Below are 21,329 nucleotides of genomic sequence, written 5' to 3'. Positions count from 1 at the left end.
TCGGTGTGGAATATGTTGCGTTCCGCGCTCTTCCACAAGGCCCCCGCCGAGCTTGTCTCTGCGGTTTTCGCGCGGCTCGAAGCATTACGTTTCTTCGTAAAGTCAGGGATTAAAGTTCGTTAAACCTTCGCCGCGCGTTTCTTCGACCATGCCGGGCACGTTCATGGCTGGCGCAGGTAAGGCGCCGGCTTCTGGCCGAGGATGCGCCACGTGCCCGCGAGCCCGAGCACCACGGCCAGCACCACGGCGGAGGCCGCCGCGACCAGCGCGCCCGAGAGATCGAGGGCGAAGTCGAGGCGCATCACCCGCGTGACGATCACCCAGCCGGCCAGCGTCCCCGCGAGCAGCCCGAACAAGGCGGTCACGAGCCCGAGCGCGCCGTATTCGAGGCCGTAGGCCGCGAGCAGCCGGCCGCGGGTCGCGCCGAGCACCTTGAGCACCACGGCGTCGTAGAGCCGCGCCCGGTGGCCGGCGGCGATGGCGCCGGCGAGCACGAACAGGCTCGCGAGCACGGCCACCGCGCTCGCCCCGCGGATCGCCAGCACCAGCTTGCCGATGAGATCGCCGACGGCATCGAGCGCGTCCTTCACCCGCACGCTGGTGACGGACGGGAAGGCGCGGGCGACGTCGCGCAGCACCCGGTTCTCCAGCGGCGCATCGGTGCCGCCCGGCAGCGTGAGCGTCGCGAGGTCGGAATGCGGCGCGCCCCGGAAGGTGCCGGGGGAGAACACCATCACGAAGTTGATACCGAGGTTGCGCCACTCCACCTTTCGCAGGTTGGCGATGGTCGCGGTGAGGTTGCGCCCCAGCACGTTGACGGTGACGCGGCTGCCGACCGTCAGGCCGAGGCTCTTGGCGAGGTCCGCCTCGAACGAGACCAGCGGCTGGCCCGCCGCCTCCGCGTTCCACCACGACCCGGCGGTGAGCGTCGAGCCCTCGGGCAGGTCGTCGGCGTAGGTGATGCCGCGGTCGCCGTCGAGCACCCAGGCCGCGTCCTCGGGCGGCCTGATCTTCTCCGCCGGCACGTCGTCCAGCGCCACGATGCGGCCGCGCATCATCGGCACCCGCTCGATCTTGGCCGTGGGCGCGGCCTTGGCGAGGAAGTCGCGGAAGGCCGTCGAATCCGCTGCCGGGATGTCGAGGAAGAACAGGTTGGGCGCGCGCGCCGGCAGCGTCGCCTGGATCGTGCGGCGGACGTTGACGTCGATCAGGCTCAAGGTGACGAGCAGCGTCACCCCTAAGCCCAGCGAGAGGACGATCGCCGGGGTCAGGGCACCTGGGCGGTGGAGGTTCGCGAGCGCCATCCGCGGCGCGGCGCGCTTCGGGTGCGGCATCCGGCGGGCCGCGGCCATCAGGCCGACCCCCACGAGGCGCAGGCATCCGAAGGCGAGGCCGGCGGCAACGATGAAGATCAGCGCGATCCGCCGGTCGAACGCGGTGCCGACGGCGAGGGCGACGAGGGCGGCGAGCGCCGCGACCAGGATCACCCGGTAGCGCGCGCGGATGCGGCCCGCCGCCGGATCGACCGCGTCGCGAAACAGCCCCGAGACGGGGATGTCGTGGGCGCGTCCCAGGGGCGTGATCGCGAAGGCCAGCGCCGTCAGCAGCCCGTAGGCCGCCGCGAGCAGCAGTTCGAGAGGCGCGAGCGTCGGGTTCAGCGGCAGCGGCAGGTTTTCGCGGAACAGGGCGTCGAGGCCGAAGGGCAGGGCCGCACCGACGCCCAAGCCGATCAGCGTTCCGAGGCCGGCGATCAGCATCACCTGCGTCAGGTAGAGCCCGACCACCTTCGAGCCCGGCGCGCCGACGCTCTTCAGGGTCGCGATCGAGGGGCGCTTGCGCGCGACGAAGGCGTTGACGGCATTGGCCACGCCCACGCCCCCGACGATCAGCGCGGTCAGGCCGACGAGCGTCAGGAACTGGGTGAAGCGCTCGATGCTCTTGGCGAAGCGCGGATCGGCGTTGGTGCGCGCCCGCATCTCCCAGCCGGCCTGCGGCGCACCCTCGGCGATGCGGGCCGCCGCCGCCTCCAGGGCCGCGTCGTCGGCGCCGGGCAATTGCAGGCGATAGCTCCAGCGGTTGAGGCTGCCCGGCTGGACGAGGCCGGTGCGGCGCAGCGCCCCTTGCGCGATGATCAGCCGCGGCCCGAAGCCGATGCCGGCGCCGATCTTGTCGGGCTCGGAGACGAGAGCTGCCCGGATCGCGAAGGCGTGGCCGGCCAGCGTGATCCGGTCGCCGACCTTCAGGCCGAGGCGGGTCAGCAGCGCCGGGTCGGCGAGCGCCCCGTCGGCGCCGTCCCCGGCCGCGAGCAGGTCCGGCAGCGGCGCCTGCGGCTCGGTGACGAGGTCGCCCACCGCCGGGTAGCCGGCCTCCACCGCCTTCAGCTCGACCAGGGCCGCGCCGTTGCCCGCCACCGCCATGGCGCGCAAGCTCGCCACCACGTCGACGCGGCCCGCCGCGTCGAGCACGGCGCGCTCGGCCGGGCTCGCCTCGCGGTTGATCAGGCCGTAGCTGAGATCGCCCCCGAGGATGCGCTTGCCCTCGCGCCCGAGCCCGTCCGAGAGCGAGCGCGAGATCGAGGCGACGCCGGCGATGGCCGCGACGCCGAGCGCGATGCAGGCGAGGAAGACGGCAAAGCCGGACAGGCCGCCGCGCAGTTCCCGCAGCGCGAGGCGCAGGGTGAGCGGCAGGCGCGACGGGGGCGTGGATCGGGGCTGAGGAAGCGTGCCGTGCATGGCTACCTCCGCTCCCCCCATCGCGTCTTCCTTCCCCCCTCTGCGGGGGAGGATGGCCCGCGAGCTAAGTCGGGAGAGGGGTGCGACGATGCCGGAACCGGCGCACCCCTCTCCCGACCCTCGCTGACGCGAGGCCCACCCTCCCCCGCAGAAGGGGGAGGGAGAAGGGTGCGGCCGCCAGCGGCCTTGCGATCGGACATCCTGGAAGAAACCGTCATGCCGTCACCGGCTCGTCGATCCGCCCCGAGCGCAACGAGACGGTGCGGTCGCAGAGCCTTGCCAATCCCGGATCGTGGGTGACGAGGACCAGCGTCGCGCCGCGGTCGCGCTTCAGCGCGAACAGCAGGTCGACGATCTGGCGACCGGTGGCCTCGTCGAGGTTGCCGGTCGGCTCGTCGGCCACCAGGATCGCCGGGTCGGGCGCGACCGCGCGGGCGATGGCGACGCGCTGCTGCTCGCCGCCGGAGAGCTGGGCCGGGTAGTGGTGCATCCGGTCTGCGAGACCCACCGCTGCCAGCTCGGCGCGTGCGCGGGCGTGCGCGCCCGGCTTGTCGGCGAGTTCCAGCGGCAGGGCGACGTTCTCCAGGGCCGTCATCGTCGGCACGAGGTGGAAGGCCTGGAACACGATGCCGATGCGGCGCCCCCGGAAGCGCGCCAGCGCATCCTCGTCGAGGCCGCCGAGGTCGGTGTCCTCGATGCGGATCGCGCCGGCATCGGGCCGCTCCAGCCCCGCCATCACCATCAGCAGCGTGGACTTGCCCGAGCCCGAGGGCCCGACGAGCCCGATCGCCTCGCCGCGGGCGACGGTGAGCGAGATGCCGCGCAGGACGTGGACGCGCGCCGCGCCGCGCCCGAGGCTGAGGTCGATGTCCGACAGGGCGATGGCCGGCCCGCCGGCAGTGGCCGCGACGCGTGCGGTCTCGATGGAGGTCTTGCCGGCGGTCACGGATGGGCCGATCTGTGCGGGATGACGAGCATGGGCGATGGAGTTCACGGTTGGCTGAGGATCATTCGACGGGCTGCGGCACGGCCCGTGCCGGCCGCGGATATGATGGGCGCCATGGGGCCACGCCATGATGGCCGCCGCAGGGCGGTGCTGATGGTGCTCTTTGCCGCATCGGCGCTGGGACTGTCGATGGCCGGTCCGGCTCACGCCGAGCCGAGATCTCTGAAACTCGTGGCCCTGGGCGACAGCCTCACCGCGGGCTACCGTCTGCCGGCCGCCGCGGCGTTCCCGAGCGTGCTGGAGCGGGCGCTGGCTGCCAAGGGCGAGAGGGTCTCCGTCGCCAATGCCGGGGTCTCGGGGGAGACCGCCACCAACGGTCTCGACCGGGTCGCGTGGTCGGTGCCGGACGGGACGGACGGGGTGATCCTCGAACTCGGCGCCAACGACATGCTGCGCGGCACCGACCCGGCCGTGACGCGCAAGGCCCTGGAGGCGATCATCGCCGGCTTGAAGGCCCGTGGCATCCCGGTGCTGCTCGCCGGCATGCGCGCCTCGACCAACCTCGGGCCGGACTACGTCGCCCGCTTCGACGCGATCTATCCCGACCTCGCGGCCCAGTACGGCCTCGTGCTCTACCCCTTCTTCATGGCCGGTATGGTGGGCGAGCGGGCCTACACCCTCGACGACGGACTCCATCCCAACGTCAGGGGCGTCGAGGTCATCGTCGCCGGCATCCTGCCGGCGGTGGAGACCTTCCTCGGGCGGCTCCGGTCCGCAGGCCGCTGAGGAGGCGTACCGATGCCGCGCCTGTTCACGGCGCTCGCCGTCCCGCCCGAGGTGACCGACGCCCTGGCGCCGTTCCGCGGGGGCTTGGCCGGCGCCCGCTGGATCGAGGCGTGCGACTACCACGTCACCCTGCGCTTCCTCGGCGACGTGCCGCTGCACATGGCCGAGGATGCGGCGGAACTCCTGGGCGAGATCCGCCCGCGCGCGCCGGTCGAGATCATCCTCGAAGGGCTCGCGGCCTTCGGCGGCGACAAGCCGCGGGCGATCCTCGCCGCGGTCTCCGCCAATCCCGACCTCGCCGACCTCCAGGCCGAGCAGGAGCGGCTGATCCGCCGGGCCGGCGCGGAGCCGGAGCGGCGCAAGTTCGTGCCGCACGTGACGCTCGCCCGCCTGCGCCGCGCGGCCACGCCGGAGGCCGTCGCGATGTACCTGTCGCAGGCGCCGCTCTTCACCCCGCTGCAATTCTTCGCATGCGAGGTCGTGTTGTACTCGGCCCGCGACTCGACCGGAGGCGGGCCTTACGTGGCCGAGGCCCGCTATCCGTTCGCGTGACGGCGCCTGTCCGAGGATCGCTCGCCTGCGATCGCGCCTCCCGTTCGCTCGGTCCGGGTTGACCCGCGCCGGGTTCGCGTCGAATCTGATGCGATGACCGGTCGATCGAACCTGCGCACGAGCCTCGCCGCCGCCGCCGCCGTCGCTGCGAGCCCGGCGCTCGCGGAGCCGCCGACCCGGATCGGCACCTGCGCCACGACGACGGTGACGCGGATCGGGACGCGCTTCAGCGACAAGCTGGTCAAGCCGAAGGGCGACGATCCCGGCGAGGGCACCAGCTTCGCACTGGCCAACGGCGTCTACGGCGTCTCGTACGGGTTCATCCCGGAAGTCGCCGCCTCGCGGATCGGCGACCGGGTGATCACCTGCCTCGTCTCGATCCCCAAGGGCTGTCCCAAGGGCGACGATCGCGGGCGCTTCTACACCACGACCAACCTGCGCACCCAGGAATCGTGGACGGCTGCCGACTCGCAGCACATGTGCGGCGGCGCGTAGCGATAATCGCGCTCCGATGAGCATCCATCGTCCCACGTGACGGCACGACGATCGCGGCGCCATACCCGACGCTCGATGTTGCATCCGCTATAACCCGTCGGCGTGCTCGGCCCGCGCCGAACGATCACAGCCGCCGCAGCGCCACGCTCTCGATGCGGTGGCTCGCGCCCTTGGCGAGGATCAGGCTGGCGCGCTGGCGCGTCGGCAGGATGTTCTCGCGCAGGTTCGGCAGGTTGATGGTGGTCCACAGCCGGTCGGCGATGGCGAGCGCCTCGACCTCGGGCACCTCGGCGTACTTGCGGAAGTACGAGCGGGGATCGCGGAACGCGGTCTGGCGCAGGCGCATGAAGCGCATCACGTACCAGCGGTGCAGGTCGTCCTCGTGCCCGTCGAGGTAGATCGAGAAGTCGAAGAAGTCCGACACGAACGGGATCGCGGTGCCGTCCCGCGGCAGGCGCGCGGGCTGGAGCACGTTCAGGCCCTCGACGATTAGGATGTCGGGGCTCTCCACCACCCGCTCCTCGCCGGGCACCCGGTCGTAGACGAGGTGCGAGTAGAGCGGCGCCGAGACGCGCTTGCGGCCCGACTTCACGTCGTGCAGGAACTGCAGCAGCGCCGCGGTGTCGTAGCTCTCGGGGAAGCCCTTCCGCTCCATCGTGCCGTTGCGCATCAGCTCGGTGTTGGGCAGCAGGAAGCCGTCGGTGGTGACGAGATCGACCCGCGGCGTGTTCGGCCAGCGGGCCAGCAGCGCCGCGAGCACCCGGCCGGTGGTGGACTTGCCGACCGCGACGGACCCGGCGAGCCCGATGATGTAGGGGGCCTTGGTCTCGCGCTCGGCCATCAGGAAGCGCTGGGTCGCCTTGAACAGCCCCTGGCTCGCCGCGACGTAGAGGGCGAGCAGGCGCGACAGCGGCAGGTAGATCGCCGCCACCTCCTCCAGCGAGATCGGGTCGTTCAGCGATTGCAGGCGCTCGACGTCCTCCTGCGTCAGCGTCAGCGGCGTGTCGGCGCGCAGTTGCGCCCAGGCGTCGCGCGTGAACAGGCGATAGGGCGAGAGCCGCTCCGGCCCCTCTCCCGTGACGGGATTTTGCCCCGCGACCGGGTTCTGGCCGGCGGTCGCGGCGGCTGAGGCCGGGCTCATGCGGGGGGCCGTCCCGCCTTCTCGGCCAGCCCGCTCTGGGCCGTGCGGCGCTGCAGCTCGGCCATCACCGCGGCGAGCTCGACCCCGCCGGCGCGCAGCAGCACGAGGAGATGGTAGAGCACGTCCGCCGCCTCGTTGGTCAGCCCGGTCTTGTCGCCCTGAACGGCGGCGATGGCCGCCTCCACCGCCTCCTCGCCGAGCTTCTTGGCGGCCAGGGCCGGCCCGCCCGCGAGCAGCTTGGCCGTGTAGGACCGCTCTGGCGCGGTGCCGGCGCGGCTCGCCACGAGGCGCGCGAGGTCGTCGAGGGTGTAGGCGGACATGAAGACCCGTGCGGCGGGGTGCGGAACGCGGATGCCGTGGCCGGAACCTGCGGCAATGCCGGGCGCCGGGCAACCCGGCAGCCGGCACGAAACCGCCCGGCCACCGCCATTCGCGCGACGGGACGCCCCGATTGTCGGATAAATCCCGGATCGGTCAGCCGTCGCGGCGCATCGCCAAGCCCGCCGCCGCCATGTGCGCCTTGGCCTCGGCGATGCTGAACTGGCCGAAATGGAAGATCGAGGCGGCGAGCACGGCGCTGGCGCGGCCCTCGGCGACGCCCGCGACGAGATCGTCGAGGCCGCCGACGCCGCCGGACGCGATCACCGGCACCGGCACGGCGTCGGCGATGGCGCGGATGAGCGCGAGGTCGTAGCCCGAGCGGGTGCCGTCGCGGTCCATCGAGGTGACGAGGAGTTCGCCCGCGCCCCTGGCGGCGACGGTCCGGGCGAAGTCGACCGCGTCGAGGCCGGTGGGATTGCGCCCGCCGTGGGTGAAGATCTGCCACGCGTCCGCCTCGCCCGGTGCCGACGTGCGCTTGGCGTCGATCGCCACGACGATGCACTGCGCGCCGAATTTTTCCGCCGCCCGCGCGACGAGGTCGGGGTCGTTGACGGCTGCGGTGTTGATCGCGACCTTGTCCGCGCCCGCGAGCAGCAGCGCGCGCACGTCCTCGACCGCGCGCACGCCGCCGCCGACGGTGAGCGGCATGAAGCAGGCCTCCGCCGTGCGGCTCACCACGTCGAGCAGGGTGCCGCGCGCCTCGTGGCTCGCGGTGATGTCGAGGAAGCACAACTCGTCGGCGCCGGCCGCGTCGTAGGCCTTGGCCGCCTCCACCGGATCGCCCGCGTCGCGCAGTTCGAGGAAGCGCACGCCCTTGACGACGCGCCCGTCCTTCACGTCGAGGCAGGGGATGATGCGGGTCTTGAGCACAGGGTCCCTCAGGCGGTCGTGTCGTCGGGATCGATCGCGAAGGAGCGGGTGAGCATCTCGTCGCGGGTGTAGGGGCAGGCCTCGGGGAAACGACCCAGCGCTATCCGGGTCTCACGCGATGCTCCAACCCTCGCCACGTCGTAGGCCCGCTCCAACGCCTCATCCAGTCGGCTCTTCAGACCAGGATTGTCCTTGAGTATGAAGCCTGACTGTTTGCGCTGCTCCATGATTGAAAGAGTCCAGGATCGTGTGCGCCGGCTTGGTTGATGGTCGAACTTCAGCATGTGCAGCAGGAGAATGCGCCACGCACTGACGAGGCTGTCGAACTGGCTGCGACCCAAGCTCTCGATCTCCTCGGCCAAGTTTTCCAGGTCGAGCGCCATCAGGTCGCCGGCCCTGAGGCGCGCGCCCTGTTCCTGCGTCCACGTGTAGAAGTCCTCGGCATATGCGACATCCGCAGGAACGGACCGAAGCGCAGACTTGGTTGCAGACGTCATCGCAGCCTCCCGACCACGCAATTTTATCATGTTGCACCGGCGCGTGCCTGAGCAATCGCAGCGAGCGCTGCCCGCGGGTCGATCCGCCCATCGTACAGCGCTCGGCCGGTGATGGCGCCGGCGAGCATCGCGCAGTCCGGCTCCAGCAGGCGATGCACGTCCGCGATCGAGGCGAGCCCCCCTGAGGCGATCACCGGGATGGTCACGGCCTGGGCCAGCGCCACGGTCATCTCGATGTTCAGGCCCTTGAGGATGCCGTCGCGGGCGATGTCGGTGTAGATGAGCGCCGCGACGCCGGCATCCTCGAACCGGCGCCCGAGGTCCTCGGCCGTCATGCTGGAGGTCCGCGCCCAGCCCTCGACCGCGACGCGCCCGTCCTTGGCGTCGATGCCCACCGCGATCCGGCCCGGATGGAGCCGGGCGGCCTCGCGGACGAAGGCCGGGTCGCGCACGGCCGCCGTGCCGATGATGACCCGAGCGACGCCCTTGGCGAGCCAGCCTTCGAGGGTGCGCATCTCGCGGATGCCGCCGCCGAGCTGCACCGGCAGGTCCACCCGGGCGAGGATCGCGTCGACGGCGGCCGCGTTCCGCGGCGCGCCCGCGAACGCCCCGTCGAGGTCGACCACGTGCAGCCAGGAAAAGCCCTGCCCGGCGAACGCCGCCCCTTGCGCCGCCGGGTCGTCGTTGAACACCACGGCCTGCGCCATGTCCCCCTGCACGAGGCGGACGCAGCGCCCGTCCTTCAGGTCGATCGCCGGGTACAGGATCACGCGCGGGCTCGTTTCTCGGTTCTGGGGGGCTTGCGGCTACGGCCGCCAGCGCAGGAAGTTCGCGATCAGGGCGAGCCCGAGATGCTGGCTCTTCTCCGGGTGGAACTGCGTGCCGGCGAGGTTGTCGCGCGCCACCATCGCCGTGACCGGGCCGCCGTACTCGGCCTCGGCCACCACCTCCGCCGGACGCTCAGCCTTCAACGCGTAGCTGTGCACAAAGTAGGCATGCAACCCGTTCTCCCCGGTCGGAATGCCGTCGAGGAGGGCATGCCCGCGCGCGGACGCCAGGGTGTTCCAGCCCATGTGCGGGATCTTGAGGTCGGGGTCGGCCGGACGGATCGGGCAGACGTCGCCCGGGATCCAGCCGAGGCCGGCGGTGGTCGCGTATTCGAGCCCGCGGGTCGCCATCAACTGCATGCCGACGCAGATGCCGAGGAAGGGGCGCCCGTCCCCGATCACTCGATCCGTCATCGCCGCCACGAGGCCGGGAACGGCGTCGAGCCCGCGGCGGCAATCGGCGTAGGCGCCGACGCCGGGCAGCACCACCCGGTCGGCGCGCGCCACCACCTCGGGATCGCCGGTCACGACGATGCGCGCGCCGGTCGCGGCCTCGCGGGCGGCCCGCTCGAAGGCCTTGGCCGCCGAGTGCAGGTTGCCCGACCCGTAATCGATGATCGCGACGGTCTCGGCGCTCACGCGGCAGGGTCCCAGGGCGGTCTCACCGGCCGCCCTGGGCCGGGAACAGGCCGATGACCGGCTCGGCAGCGCGCCCGGCCGGGAAGGACGGGCCGGCGCGGAGCTCAGTCGTGCGGGACGGATCGAGCCAGCGCGTCATGGCCTTGGCCTCCGCCTCGTCGGCGCTGCCCGCGACCACCGCGTCGCGGGCGGGCCAGCCCCGGCGCGCAAGCGTCCAGCGGCGGAGCGAGCACGCCTCCATCCCGATCAGCAGCGCGGCGAGCAGGCTGACCAGGGCACCCGAGAGCGGCGCCAAGCCGAGGCCGTGGCCGAGCGCGGCGAGCGCGCAGAGCCCGGCAAGGACGATGGCCGCCGCGAGCCACAGGCGGTGATAGAGGAACCACAGCACGGAGAACGCGAAGGCCGCGCCGGAGAACCCGTCCGGCACGAGCTGCGCCCGGTCGAGGTCGTGCGCCTCACCCGGCCGGGCCTCGCGCGGCAGGTGAAGCGTGTAGCTGCGCATCCTCATCGCGACGCATCCCTTCTTCGTTTGCCAAGTGTCCGATTCGTTTGCCAAGTGTCCGCGTCATCGCCCACGGGCGCCGCGCGTCCTGCCGAAGCGGCCGAGAGCCGTGCCCGATCCAGGTGGATCGGGCACGGCTCTCGGTCCTTGTGTGATCGCGCTCCCTGACGACGAACCAGCGTCCACTTCGTCGGAGAGCGCTCTAGAGCGAGCCCTTGGTCGAGGGTACGCGGCCCTCCTCGCGGGGATCGACCGCCACGGCCTGCCGCAAGGCGCGGGCCAGACCCTTGAAGCAGCTCTCGGCGACGTGGTGGGCGTTGTCGCCGTAGAGGGTCTCGACGTGGAGCGTGAGCCCGGCATTCATCGCGAAGGCCTGGAACCACTCGCGGACCAGCTCGGTGTCGAAGGCGCCGATCTTCTCGACGCGGAAGGCCGTGCGGAACACCAGGAACGGCCGGCCCGAGATGTCGACCGCGACGCGCGTCAGCGTCTCGTCCATCGGCAGGTGAATGTCAGCGTAACGCGCGATGCCGCGCTTGTCCCCGAGCGCCCGCGCGAAGGCCTGTCCGAGCGCGATGCCGCAATCCTCCACCGTGTGGTGCTGATCGACGTGAAGGTCGCCGGTCACCCGCGCCTCGACGTCGAACAGCGCGTGGCGGGCGAACAGCTCCAGCATGTGGTCGAGGAAGCCGACGCCGGTGGCGATCCCGGCCTTGCCGGTGCCGTCGAGGTCGATCGCGACCGACACGTCGGTCTCCGCCGTCCTGCGACTGATGCTGGCGCTGCGCATGCGTCTCGCGTGCTTCGGGTTCGTGGACCGCGGAACGCGGCCGGTCCCGCCTTCTAGAGCCACGCCCGATCGCGTTGCAATCGGTTGCGGCTCCAGGTCCTTGTCTTATCGCGCGCTCTTTCGCCGAACCGGCGTCCACTTCGTCGGAGAGCGCTCCAGTGCGGATGCCGCCGCCGGGGAAAGAGGCGGCCCGCGCCCTACCCGTTCAGGACGCGGCCGGCGACCGCGTCGAGCTTGGCCAGCAGGCCTGCATCGCGCTGATCCGGCGCCGTCATGATCGCGCCGTCGAGGGCCCGGTGCGAGCCCGCCGGGCAGTCCTCGCGCTCGGGCGGCAGGTCGCGGGCGAGGCGGGCCACGAGGCGGGCGGCCTTGTCGGCGTTGGCGCGCGCGACCGCGACCACCGAGGCGACGTCGACGGCGTCGTGACCCGGGTGCCAGCAGTCGAAGTCGGTCACCATCGCGATGGTGGCGTAGGTGATCTCGGCCTCGCGGGCGAGCTTGGCCTCCGGCATGTTGGTCATGCCGATCACGTCGAACCCTTGCGCCTTGTAGCTCTTCGATTCGGCGAGCGAGGAGAAGTGCGGCCCCTCCATGCACACGTAGGTACCGCCGCGGTGCACGGCGATTCCTTCCGCCTCCGCCGCCGCGGCGATCCGCTTCTGGAGATTCGGGCCGACCGGGTGGGCGAGCGAAACGTGGGCGACGCAGCCGTTGCCGAAGAACGAAGAAGGCCGGCCCACCGTCCGGTCGACGAACTGGTCGACCAGTACGAACAGGCCGGGATGCAGCTCGTTGCGGAACGAGCCGCAGGCCGAGAGCGAGACGAGATCGGTGACGCCGGCCCGCTTCATCGCGTCGATGTTGGCGCGATAGTCGATCCCCGAGGGCGAGAGCCGGTGCCCGCGCCCGTGGCGCGCCAGGAAGACGACCGTCGTGTCCCCGATGCGGCCGATGCGCAGGGCGTCCGAGGGCTCGCCCCACGGCGAGGCGACCTGCGCCTCGCGCACGTCCTCCAGGCCCGGCAGGTCGTAGACCCCGGAGCCGCCCATCACCCCGAGCACCGCAGCCGTCATGGTCGTCATCCTTTTGCTGCGAGATCGCGAGGGCCGCCGCATGCCCCCTCTCCCAGGGAGAGAGGGCTGGGGTGAGGGGCGTGACCTCTCCGGATACGTCACGCCCCTCGACCTGCCCTTCTCCTGATCCCAGTCGGGGCTACCCGACTTGAACAAGCGACCGACACATCTCGGGCCTGCCCGAGATGTGTCGGAGAAGGAACCCGCGCGAGCCTCGGGCAACGTCGTGAAGTTCGCAGTGCGATATCACGGCCGCCGTCTCGCGCCCAAACGCAAACGGGCCCCGCGCGGGGCCCGTTGTCATCCGTCGTCTCAGGCCGATCAGAAGGTCTTGTGCAGTTCCGGCTGGAGGCCGTGGACCTCGCCGCCGACATCGGCCCAGACCCGCTTCTTGACGTAGTACAGCAGCCCCGCGAGCAGCATCAGGAACAGGATCACCCGGAAGCCCAGCGCCTTGCTGGCCATCATGTGCGGCTCGGCCGCCCAACTCATGAAGGAGGCAACGTCCTTGATGTACTGGTCGACGGTCTCGGGCACGACCGGCTGGCCCTGCTCGTTCTTCGGGTAGGTCACCTGCCCGTCGCTGATCGGGTTCGGCATCGCGATCAGGTGGCCGGGATAGTACTTGTTGTAGTGCACCCCGTCCGGCACCTCGGTGCCCTTCGGCGGCTCTTCGTAGCCGTTGAGAAGAGCGTGGATGTAGTCGGGGCCCTGCTCCGAGTAGCCGACGAAGGGCAGCGCGTCGACGATGAACCACGGGAAGCCGCGCTCGTAGGTGCGGGCCTTGGCCAGCACCGAGAAGTCCGGAGGCGCCTTGCCGCCGTTCGCCGCGGCCGCCGCCTGATCGTTCGGGAAGGGCGGCGGGAAGGTGTCGGCCGCGCGGCCGGGCCGTTCGAACATCTCGCCCGCATCGTTGGGGCCATCCTTGACCGTGTAGGTCGCGGCCAGCGCCTTGACCTGACTCTCGGAGAAGTCGGGCCCGCCCTCCTGCGCGAGGTTGCGGAAGTTGACGAGCTTCATCGAGTGGCAGGCGGAGCAGACCTCCTTGTAGACCTGGAAGCCGCGCTGGAGCTGCGCCTGGTCGAAGCGGCCGAACACGCCGGCAAAGCTCCACATCACCCGCGGCGGCTGGGGCGCCTCGTGCGCGTCCTCGGCGAGGACCGCCGAGGTGCCGAGCGGAGCTCCGAGGACGAGCGCGAACAGGGACGCGGCGAGGAGGGTCTTGGTTTTCATCGTCGTATCCGGTCCTGCCCTCAGCCCTTGGTGGTCGGCGACGCGGCGGCACCCGCCGGCATGCCCGACCCGCTCACCTGCTTGCCCGGGCCCGTCACGCTCTCCAGGATCGAGCCCGGAAGTGCCTTCGGGGTCTCGAACAGGCCGACCAGCGGCATCACGAGGAGGAAGTGCGCGAAGTAGTAGAACGTGCAGATCTGGGCCGCGATGACGTAGCCGCCGGTGGGCGGCATCGCGCCGAGGTAGCCCAGCAGGACCGTCACGACGAGGAACAGCCAGAAGAACTGGCGGTAGATCGGCCGGTAGTTGCACGAGCGCACCCGCGAGGTGTCGAGCCAGGGCGCGAGCGCCAGGATCAGCACCGCCGAGAACATCAGGATCACGCCGCCGAGCTTCGAGGGCACCGCGCGCAGGATCGCGTAGAACGGCAGGAAGTACCACTCGGGGACGATGTGCGCGGGCGTCACGGCGGGGTTGGCCGGGATGTAGTTGTCGGCGTGGTTGAGGTAGTTCGGCTGGTAGAAGATCAGCCACGCGAACAGGATCATGAACACCACGGTGGCGAACACGTCCTTGATCGTGGCGTAGGGCGTGAACGGCACCGCGTCCTTGCTCGACTTGATCGGGATGCCGGTCGGGTTGTTCTGGCCGGTGACGTGCAGCGCCCAGACGTGCAGGACGACGACGCCGGCGATCATCCACGGCATCAGGTAGTGCAGCGAGAAGAAGCGGTTCACGGTCGGGTTGCCCACCGAGTAGCCGCCCCAGAGCAGGCTCTGGATGGTGTCGCCGACCACGGGGATCGCCGCCAGGATGTTGGTGATGACGGTGGCGCCCCAGAAGCTCATCTGGCCCCACGGCAAGGTGTAGCCGAGGAAGGCGGTGGCCATCATCAGGAGGTAGATCACCACGCCGAGGATGTAGAGCACCTCGCGGGGGGCCTTGTACGAGCCGTAGTACAGCGCCCGGAAGATGTGGACGTAGACGGCCACGAAGAACATCGACGCGCCGTTGGCGTGGGCGTAGCGCAGCAGCCAGCCGTAGTTCACGTCGCGCATGATGTGCTCGACGGAGTTGAAGGCCTCGGTCGCCGACGGCTCGTAGTGCATGGCGAGCCAGATGCCGGTGACGATCTGGATGCCCAGGAACGCGATCAGGATCGCGCCGAAGGTCCAGAAGTAGTTCAGGTTGCGCGGCACCGGAAAGGCCACGAACGACGAGTGGACGAGGCCGGCGATCGGCAGCCGCGCCTCGAACCACTTGGCGACCCGGCTCTTCGGAACGTAGGTGTTGGCGACTGAGCTCATGGGGGTATCCCGGTCCTTTCGTCTCAGGCCGCCGCCTTGCCGCCATCCTCGCCGATGCGGATCTTCGCGTCGGTCTGGAAGGCGTAGGGCGGGATGGGAAGGTTGATGGGGGCCGGCCCGCGGCGGACGCGGCCCGCCGCGTCGAACTGCGATCCGTGGCAGGGGCACGCCCAACCCTCGAAATTGCCCTGGTGGCCGATCGGTACGCAGCCGAGATGGGTGCAGTTTCCGTACACCACAAGCCACTGATCGTGGCCGGTTTTGACGCGCGTCGTGAAGGCCGCCGGGTCGATCAACTGGCTCTCGGGAATCCCCTTCATGTCCGCCACCTCCTTCTCGGTGAGCTTGCGGACGAAGATCAGCTTGCCGCGCCAGAACACGTTGATGATCTGGCCGTCGGTGATCGGGGTGAGGTCGACGTCGATCGGCGCGCCGGCGGCGATGGTCGCCGCGTCCGGCGCCATCGAAGCGACGAAGGGCCACGCCACGGCGCCGACGCCGACGGCGAGGCCGGCGCCGGTGGCCAGGAACAGGAAGTCGCGGCGGGTGCCGTCCGGAGCGGCGGAGCCGGCGGACGCGGTGGCGGAGGGATTCGCCAAGATCGTGAAACTCCAAGCGTGCGGACGGCGCGGCCCCGGGCGGACCTCAGGATCCGCGGCGGGGCGCCAGGGAAATCGGAAGGACGGCCGGTCCGACACGGGACCAGAGCATCATCGTTCTAAGGTGTGCAATGCGACCGCGCGTCGCCCGGAGTCAAGCCAAGCTGCGCCGCCGCCCTGCACCGTTCGGTGTATCACGCCCGCGCCGCGGCGGCGCCCGGCGCCGGTTGCCGCGCGTGGTCCGGCCGCAGGCCCGGACGGGTCAGCCGGCGCCAGCGCGCCACCAGCAGAACCGCCACGACGAACAGGCCGGCGCAGAAGCCGAGCCAGATGCCGGTGCCCTCCAACCCCGCGCCCCAGGCGAGCGCGGCGCCCAACGGCACGCCCAGGCCCCAGTAGCCGCCGATTGCGATCAGCATCGGCACCCGGGTGTCCTGCAGGCCGCGCAGGAGCCCGAGCGTCACGGACTGGACCCCGTCGGCGACGGCAAACAGGGCGGCGAGCCCGAGGAAGCCGACCGCGTAGGGGATCACCGCAGCGTTCCGCGGCGCATCGGCGTCCAGGAACAGCCCGATCAGCATCCGTGGCGCCCCGAGCTGGATGCTGGCGCACGCGACCATGAAGCAGAGCGCCAGCGCCAGCGCCACGTGGGCCGCCCGGCGCATCCTGTCCAGGTGGCGCGCACCCCGGTGCAGCCCGACGCGGACGGTCGCGGCCTGCCCGATTCCGTTCGGCACCATGAAGCAGATCGCCGCGACCTGGATCGCGACCGCGTGCGCGGCGAGCTGGCTCGCGCCGAACAGGCCCATCCCGAGCACCGCCGCCTCGAACAGCCCGGCCTCGGCGAGCCCCGTGGCCGCCATCGGCAGGCCGAGGCGGAACATCGCGGCAAGCCGCACGCCGTCGAACCGCCAGACCCGGTGCAGCAGCCGGAAGCGCCGCAGCGACGTGTCGAACCGGATCACCGCCAGCAGCACGGCAAGGGTGAAGGACGCAGCCGCAGTGGTCGCGAGGCCGACGCCCGCGAGGCCGAGCCCGAGCCGTCCCGGACCCTCGAAGGCGAGCCAGAGCGCGAGGCCGACGTTGACCGGCAGCGCCAGCAGGCTGGCCGCCAGCGGCCAGGCCGGCCGTTCCAGGGCGGCAAACGTGCCGCGCAGCACCATGAACAGCAGCGCGGGCCACATCGCCCATTGCAGCGCCCGCATGTAGCGGCCGGCGGCCTCCGTCAGTTCCGGCGGTTCGCCGAGCGCGTCGAGGAGCGCCTTCGTGTGCCAAAGCCCGAGCATCAGCGGGATCGACACCAGGGTTGCCGCCCAGAACCCGGCCCGCACGAGGCGGCGGACCGCGTCGGTCGCGCGCGGATCGCGGCCCAGCGCCTCGGCGATCAGCGGCGCCACCGCCGAGGTCAGCCCGATGCCGCAGATGAACAGGATGAAGTACAGGCTTGTGGCCAGCGTCGCCGCCGCGAGGTCCCCCGCGCCGAGGCGCCCGAGCATCACCGTGTCGGCGGCGATCAGACCGTGCTGGGCGAGGTTGGTGAGCACGAGCGGCGCGGCGAGCGCGAGCGTCGCGCGGATCTCCCGGCCCCAGGGCTGAAGGCGCGGCACCCGTGCCCGCGCGGCGGACGCCGCGAGGCCGATCGTCGTCATGAAGCCTGTTCCCGTTTCAATCCGCGCCGTCGGCTTCCGCCGCGCCGCCGCCTCGGCGAAGCCGCGGTGGTCGGCCAAGCACCGCCCGTCCGGCAAGAGGTCTTGGCTAGGCGTTGGTTGGTGGCCAAGAGCCAGCTCTTGACCGAGAGTTCCTGCGTCAGCCGTCCGCGCACCGTTCGAGGCGGGAGGCACGGCCGATGGCTACCGGATAGGGCAAGATCATGACGATGTGGGTGTCGCCTGCCCAGGCGGGAAGGCGGCGCCGGACGGACATCGTCGAAGCGCTGCCGATGCGCATCGACGCAGGTGCCATCGCCAACGACCCGCGCGTGGCGGACGCCTTCGCCCACGGCGGCCGGGCCGGCATCCTCACGCCGTTCACGCCGATCTTCCCGACCCTCAAGGCCCTGAACCTCGACCTGATCGGCTTCCCCCTTCCAACCGGCGCGAACCTCGCTCGCCTCCACATGCCCGACAAATACGGCGACATCCTCACCGGCCGCCGCGTCATGATCAAGGACGCGGTCGGGACGGGCCGAACCTTGACGGGGGTCCAGCTTGGCCGCGACGGCATCAGCCTCTTCGCCTCGGTCCCGGCGCGGATCGGGGACTGCCTCGTCGGCGTGGGCTCGACGCGCGGCCCGAGCTTCCTCGCCGACCTGAAGCGCCGGCTCGGCGTCGACATCGCAATGCACCTGCGTCAGGACGACGGCATCCAGACCATGGGCGCGACGTCTGCGGAGAAGACGGTGCTGCCGACGGCGACGCATCGGGCCGCCCTCACGGGCCCGACCGCCCGGGAGGCGGTGAGCCTCGGCGACCACCCGGCGGCGGTGCTCGCCGGCCCCCTGAGGAACTACTCGGGGCAGGCGATCGGGACGATCGAGGTCGCCCTCGACACGTTGACCTTCATGGCCGCCTGCGATCGCGCCCTGATGGTGCTGCTGGCCGTGCTCGGCGCCATCGCGGTCGCCGCGATCGGGCTCGCGCTTGCCCTGAGCCGCCATCTCGGTCGCCCGATCCGGGCGCTGGCTGACACCATGACGGCGCTGGCCGGGCGCGCGCACGACCGCGTGGTCCCCTCGGTCGGCCGGGCCGACGAGATCGGCGCCATGGCCCGGTCCGCGGCGGTGTTCCGCGACGGGCTCGTCGCGCAGCGTCGGCTGGAATCCGAGAAGGCGGCGGACGACCTCGCGAAGCTGCGGTAGGCCGAGCGGCTGAACGGCCTGGTCCGCGGCTTCGAGGCGTCCGTCGGCGACATCGTCGACATGGTGTCCTCGGCCGCGACCGAGATGCAGGCGACCTCGCGCCTCCTCTCCGGCTCGGTCCGGGAGACGACGGCGCATGCAGGCGCGGTCGCCGCCGCCGCCGAGGAGGCCGGCGCCAACGTCGATTCGGTGGCGAGCGCGGCCGAGGAACTCGGCGCCTCGGTCGAGGAGATCGGGCGTCAGGTCGCCCATTCCCTGCGCCGGTCCGCGGCCGCCGTGGCCGAGACGGACGCGTCCGCCGCGATCGTGGCCGAACTGAGCCGGTCGGCGACCCGCATCGAGGACATCGTCGGCCTGATCTCCGGCATCGCCGGGCAGACCAACCTGCTGGCCTTGAACGCCACCATCGAGGCGGCGCGGGCCGGCGAGGCGGGACGGGGCTTCGCGGTGGTGGCCCAGGAGGTCAAGGCCCTGGCCGAGCAGACCGCGAAGGCGACCGGCGACATCTCGGGCCAAGTCGCCGGCATCCAGGAGATGACGCGCCGGGCGGTCTCCGCGATCGGCGGCAGCGCCGAGACCATCCGCGGCATCAACGGCGTGGCCTCCGCGATCGCGAGCGCGGTGGACCAGCAGGGGGCGGCCGTCCGCGAGATCGTCGGGGCGGTGACCCAGGCGGCGCTGGGGACCGGCGCGGTCACGGCGAGCATCGGGATCGTCTCGCAGGCGGCGTCCGAGACCGGCAGCACCGCGGCGCAGGTCTTTGCCGCCTCCGAGGCGCTGGCGCGGCAATCCGAGCTTCTGCGCGGGCAGGTGCAGGCCTTCCTCGACGACGTGCGGGCCGCCTGAGGGTCCCCACGGCGATCCGTGCTTCGTTGGACCGGACTGTCCGAGAGGAGCACCGCTTGCGGATCGAAGCACCGATCGCCGTGGGAGCCCTGAGGCGCCTACTCGGCCGCGTCCTCGTAGCGGGTCCCGCCCTCCCCTGCCACGCGATCGGGCAGGAAGCCGCCCGATTGCCGCGCCCACAGCCGCGCGTAGAGGCCGCCGCCGCGGATGAGCGCGGCGTGCGTCCCCTCCTCGACGATGCGGCCCTCGTCGATGACCACCAAGCGGTCGAGCGCCGCGATGGTCGAGAGCCTGTGGGCGATGGCGAGCACGGTCTTGCCCTGCATCAGGGTGTCGAGGCTCTCCTGGATCGCCGCCTCGACCTGGCTGTCGAGAGCCGAGGTCGCCTCGTCGAGGATCAGCACCGGGGCGTCCTTGAGGATGACGCGGGCGATGGCGATGCGCTGGCGCTGGCCGCCGGACAGCTTAACGCCGCGCTCGCCGACCTGCGCGTCGTAGCCGCGCCGGCCCTTGTGGTCGACGAGGTCGGCGATGAACCCGTCGGCGTGGGCGAGTTCGGCCGCCCGCGCGATCTCGGCCTGCGTTGCGTCGGGCCGGCCGTAGGCGATGTTGTCGCGGATCGAGCGGTGCAGCAGCGACGTGTCCTGGCTCACCATGGCGATGGCGGCGCGCAAGGATTCCTGCGTGACGCGCGCGATGTCCTGCCCGTCGACCAGGATGCGCCCGCTCTCGACGTCGTGGAGGCGCAGCAGCAGCGAGGTGATCGTGGTCTTGCCCGCCCCGCTGACACCGACGAGGCCGACCTTCTCGCCCGCGCGGATGTGCAGGTTGAGGTCCTCGATCACGTTGGCGTCGCCGCGCCCGTAATGGAAGCCCACGCTCTCGAAGCGGATGTCGCCGCCCGCGACCTTGAGCGTGCCGGCACCGGGCGCATCGATCAGCCCGTGCGGCCGCGCGATGGTCTGCATGCTCTCCTGGATCACGCCGACGTTCTCGAACACGCCGCGCACCGTCTGCATCACCCAGCCCGACATCGCGATCAGCCGCAGCACCAGGGCCAGCCCCGCCGAGGCCTCGCCGGTGGTCATGCCACCGCGCTGCCACAGCAGCAGCGAGGCGCCGGCGGTCGCGAGCAGCAGGGCGCTGTTCAGCACCCCGAGGAGCGTCGTCGTCGAAGTCACCAGCCGGAACTGGTGCAGGTAGGCCGACGTGTGGACGTCAACCGCGTCGCGCACGGCGGCGCGCTCCTCGCGGTCGCGGGCGAAGAGCTTGACCGTGAGGATGTTGGTGTAGCTGTCGACGACGCGCCCGATCAGCGCCGAGCGGGTGTCGGCCGTCCTGTGGGAGCGAGAGCGGGCGCGGGGCACGAACCACGTCGTCAGGCCCGCGTAGACGGCGACCCAGACGATCACCGGCAGGGTCAGCCACAGGGAGATCGAGCCGAACAGCCCGATGGCGGTGATCGCGTAGATCGCCACGTAGAGCAGCGTGTCGATGAACACGACCGCGAGCTCCCGCACCGCCGGCCCGACCTGGACGACGCGGTTGGCGAGCCGTCCGGCGAAATCCGCCTGGAAGTACGAGAGCGAATGGCCCAGCGTGTAGAGGTGCGTGCGCCAGCGGATCTGGTTGGTCGATTGCGGCACGATCACTTGGTTCGAGAGCAGCTCGTGCAGCCAGATCGAGACCGGGCGCACCACCAGCACGAGGGCGACCGCGAGCCCGATCGCGATGCCATGGTCGGCGAGGACGTTCGCGCGGTCGGCGGTGCTCAGCAGGTCGATGAACCAGCGCATCAGGAGGTAGAGGGAGGCCTCCACCGTGCCCGCCACCACCGCGACGACGAACAGGCACGCCAACGCCCCGCGGATCGGCCGCAGGTAGAAGGCGGCAAAGCCCAGCACGGTGTTCGGCGGCATCCGCGCCTCGTCGAAGGGCGCGAACGTATCGATGCGGCGCTCGAGCCAGTCGAGGAACATGCTTTTGCGGTGCTTTGCGTGGCTGGGGGTGAAGCGGTCATCTAAGCCTGCACCCGCGCCGGCCAAGCGGGGAGCGATGCCGCAGCGCGGCAGGGCTGCCATGCGCGCGCCCATCCGCACCCCATCCATCGCACGACCTCCGAAACCCGTCGCCGTCGGGGAAGCATCGCCTGACCCGACTCTCTTGAGCGTCCCTTCCCTCCCCCCGCGGGCTACCGTATTCACCCATCTCTCGACGCGATCGGATGAGGCGCGGGTCCCCTCTCCCCGCACGCGG

21 protein-coding genes are annotated in these 21,329 nt (G+C 71.3%); 5 read left to right on the top strand and 16 right to left on the bottom strand.

Features of this window, described 5'->3' with window-relative positions; genetic code table 11:
• Nucleotides 1-161 precede the first annotated feature (161 nt).
• Together ACFE8Y_RS00700 and ACFE8Y_RS00695 are read right to left on the bottom strand one after the other, a co-directional pair.
• Nucleotides 162-2,732 (bottom strand): ABC transporter permease, encoded by a 2,571-nt coding sequence (locus ACFE8Y_RS00700; RefSeq protein ID WP_375462458.1) that lies wholly within the window; start codon nt 2,730-2,732, stop codon nt 162-164.
• Nucleotides 2,733-2,946: 214 nt separating this feature from the next.
• Nucleotides 2,947-3,678, bottom strand: a complete 732-nt coding sequence (locus tag ACFE8Y_RS00695) for an ABC transporter ATP-binding protein (protein WP_375462457.1) — start codon at nt 3,676-3,678, stop codon at nt 2,947-2,949.
• A gap of 114 nt (nt 3,679-3,792) precedes the next feature.
• Between ACFE8Y_RS00695 and ACFE8Y_RS00690 the strand changes: the two genes are divergently transcribed.
• The 3 genes from ACFE8Y_RS00690 to ACFE8Y_RS00680 all read left to right on the top strand — a co-directional run bounded on the left by ACFE8Y_RS00690 (nt 3,793) and on the right by ACFE8Y_RS00680 (nt 5,511).
• Nucleotides 3,793-4,464, top strand: coding sequence for an arylesterase (locus ACFE8Y_RS00690; RefSeq protein ID WP_375462456.1), 672 nt, complete (start codon nt 3,793-3,795; stop codon nt 4,462-4,464).
• A 12-nt stretch (nt 4,465-4,476) separates the two neighbouring features.
• Nucleotides 4,477-5,016 (top strand): RNA 2',3'-cyclic phosphodiesterase, encoded by a 540-nt coding sequence (thpR, locus tag ACFE8Y_RS00685; RefSeq protein WP_375462455.1) that lies wholly within the window; start codon nt 4,477-4,479, stop codon nt 5,014-5,016.
• A gap of 93 nt (nt 5,017-5,109) precedes the next feature.
• Entirely contained in the window at nt 5,110-5,511 is a 402-nt protein-coding gene (locus ACFE8Y_RS00680; RefSeq protein WP_375462454.1) for a hypothetical protein, read from the top strand.
• A gap of 124 nt (nt 5,512-5,635) precedes the next feature.
• Here ACFE8Y_RS00680 and coaA read toward each other — a convergent pair whose 3' ends face one another.
• From coaA to ACFE8Y_RS00615, 13 genes are all read right to left on the bottom strand, one after another.
• Entirely contained in the window at nt 5,636-6,652 is a 1,017-nt protein-coding gene (gene coaA / locus ACFE8Y_RS00675) for a type I pantothenate kinase (RefSeq protein WP_375462453.1), read from the bottom strand.
• On the bottom strand, nt 6,649-6,972 hold the full coding sequence (locus tag ACFE8Y_RS00670; RefSeq protein ID WP_375462452.1) for a phosphoribosyl-ATP diphosphatase: 324 nt from the start codon (nt 6,970-6,972) through the stop codon (nt 6,649-6,651). Before ACFE8Y_RS00670 ends, coaA begins: the two co-directional genes overlap by 4 nt.
• 154 nt (nt 6,973-7,126) lie before the next feature.
• Nucleotides 7,127-7,903 (bottom strand): imidazole glycerol phosphate synthase subunit HisF, encoded by a 777-nt coding sequence (gene hisF / locus ACFE8Y_RS00665; RefSeq protein WP_375462451.1) that lies wholly within the window; start codon nt 7,901-7,903, stop codon nt 7,127-7,129.
• A gap of 8 nt (nt 7,904-7,911) precedes the next feature.
• The gene (locus ACFE8Y_RS00660; protein WP_375462450.1) at nt 7,912-8,400 is read right to left on the bottom strand and encodes a DUF29 domain-containing protein; all 489 of its coding nucleotides are present in this window, start codon (nt 8,398-8,400) and stop codon (nt 7,912-7,914) included.
• Nucleotides 8,401-8,426: 26 nt separating this feature from the next.
• Entirely contained in the window at nt 8,427-9,170 is a 744-nt protein-coding gene (gene hisA / locus ACFE8Y_RS00655; RefSeq protein ID WP_375462449.1) for a 1-(5-phosphoribosyl)-5-[(5-phosphoribosylamino)methylideneamino]imidazole-4-carboxamide isomerase, read from the bottom strand.
• Nucleotides 9,171-9,206: 36 nt separating this feature from the next.
• Complete coding sequence (gene hisH / locus ACFE8Y_RS00650) at nt 9,207-9,866, bottom strand: imidazole glycerol phosphate synthase subunit HisH (protein ID WP_375462448.1); 660 nt, start codon at nt 9,864-9,866, stop codon at nt 9,207-9,209.
• Nucleotides 9,867-9,888: 22 nt separating this feature from the next.
• On the bottom strand, nt 9,889-10,368 hold the full coding sequence (locus ACFE8Y_RS00645) for a DUF2628 domain-containing protein (protein WP_375462546.1): 480 nt from the start codon (nt 10,366-10,368) through the stop codon (nt 9,889-9,891).
• Between the two features lie 202 nt (nt 10,369-10,570).
• Nucleotides 10,571-11,158 carry an imidazoleglycerol-phosphate dehydratase HisB gene (hisB, locus tag ACFE8Y_RS00640; RefSeq protein WP_375462447.1) on the bottom strand — a complete coding sequence of 196 codons (588 nt, stop codon included), beginning with the start codon at nt 11,156-11,158 and terminating at the stop codon, nt 10,571-10,573.
• Nucleotides 11,159-11,355: 197 nt separating this feature from the next.
• The gene (locus ACFE8Y_RS00635) at nt 11,356-12,231 is read right to left on the bottom strand and encodes an S-methyl-5'-thioadenosine phosphorylase (RefSeq protein ID WP_375462446.1); all 876 of its coding nucleotides are present in this window, start codon (nt 12,229-12,231) and stop codon (nt 11,356-11,358) included.
• 321 nt (nt 12,232-12,552) lie between these two features.
• Nucleotides 12,553-13,464, bottom strand: coding sequence for a cytochrome c1 (locus ACFE8Y_RS00630; RefSeq protein WP_375462445.1), 912 nt, complete (start codon nt 13,462-13,464; stop codon nt 12,553-12,555).
• Between the two features lie 20 nt (nt 13,465-13,484).
• On the bottom strand, nt 13,485-14,771 hold the full coding sequence (locus ACFE8Y_RS00625; protein WP_375462444.1) for a cytochrome bc complex cytochrome b subunit: 1,287 nt from the start codon (nt 14,769-14,771) through the stop codon (nt 13,485-13,487).
• 23 nt (nt 14,772-14,794) lie between these two features.
• Nucleotides 14,795-15,370, bottom strand: coding sequence for a ubiquinol-cytochrome c reductase iron-sulfur subunit (petA, locus tag ACFE8Y_RS00620; protein WP_375462443.1), 576 nt, complete (start codon nt 15,368-15,370; stop codon nt 14,795-14,797).
• 194 nt (nt 15,371-15,564) lie between these two features.
• Nucleotides 15,565-17,019: an MATE family efflux transporter gene (locus ACFE8Y_RS00615; protein WP_375462545.1), complete on the bottom strand. Its 1,455-nt coding sequence runs from the start codon at nt 17,017-17,019 to the stop codon at nt 15,565-15,567.
• 221 nt (nt 17,020-17,240) lie between these two features.
• On the opposite strand from ACFE8Y_RS00615, the gene ACFE8Y_RS00610 reads away from it, so the two are divergent.
• A complete protein-coding gene (locus ACFE8Y_RS00610) occupies nt 17,241-18,227 on the top strand; it encodes a cache domain-containing protein (RefSeq protein ID WP_375462442.1) in 987 nt (328 codons plus the stop codon).
• A gap of 60 nt (nt 18,228-18,287) precedes the next feature.
• The gene (locus ACFE8Y_RS00605) at nt 18,288-19,073 is read left to right on the top strand and encodes a methyl-accepting chemotaxis protein (RefSeq protein WP_375462441.1); all 786 of its coding nucleotides are present in this window, start codon (nt 18,288-18,290) and stop codon (nt 19,071-19,073) included.
• A gap of 98 nt (nt 19,074-19,171) precedes the next feature.
• Here ACFE8Y_RS00605 and ACFE8Y_RS00600 read toward each other — a convergent pair whose 3' ends face one another.
• The gene (locus ACFE8Y_RS00600; protein ID WP_375462544.1) at nt 19,172-21,052 is read right to left on the bottom strand and encodes an ABC transporter ATP-binding protein; all 1,881 of its coding nucleotides are present in this window, start codon (nt 21,050-21,052) and stop codon (nt 19,172-19,174) included.
• Nucleotides 21,053-21,329: the final 277 nt, after the last annotated feature.

This window comes from uncultured Methylobacterium sp., assembly GCF_964242245.1.
Taxonomy (GTDB): domain Bacteria; phylum Pseudomonadota; class Alphaproteobacteria; order Rhizobiales; family Beijerinckiaceae; genus Methylobacterium.
Note: the sequence above shows the minus strand (reverse complement) of the source record. Positions and strands in the feature narration are given on the sequence as shown.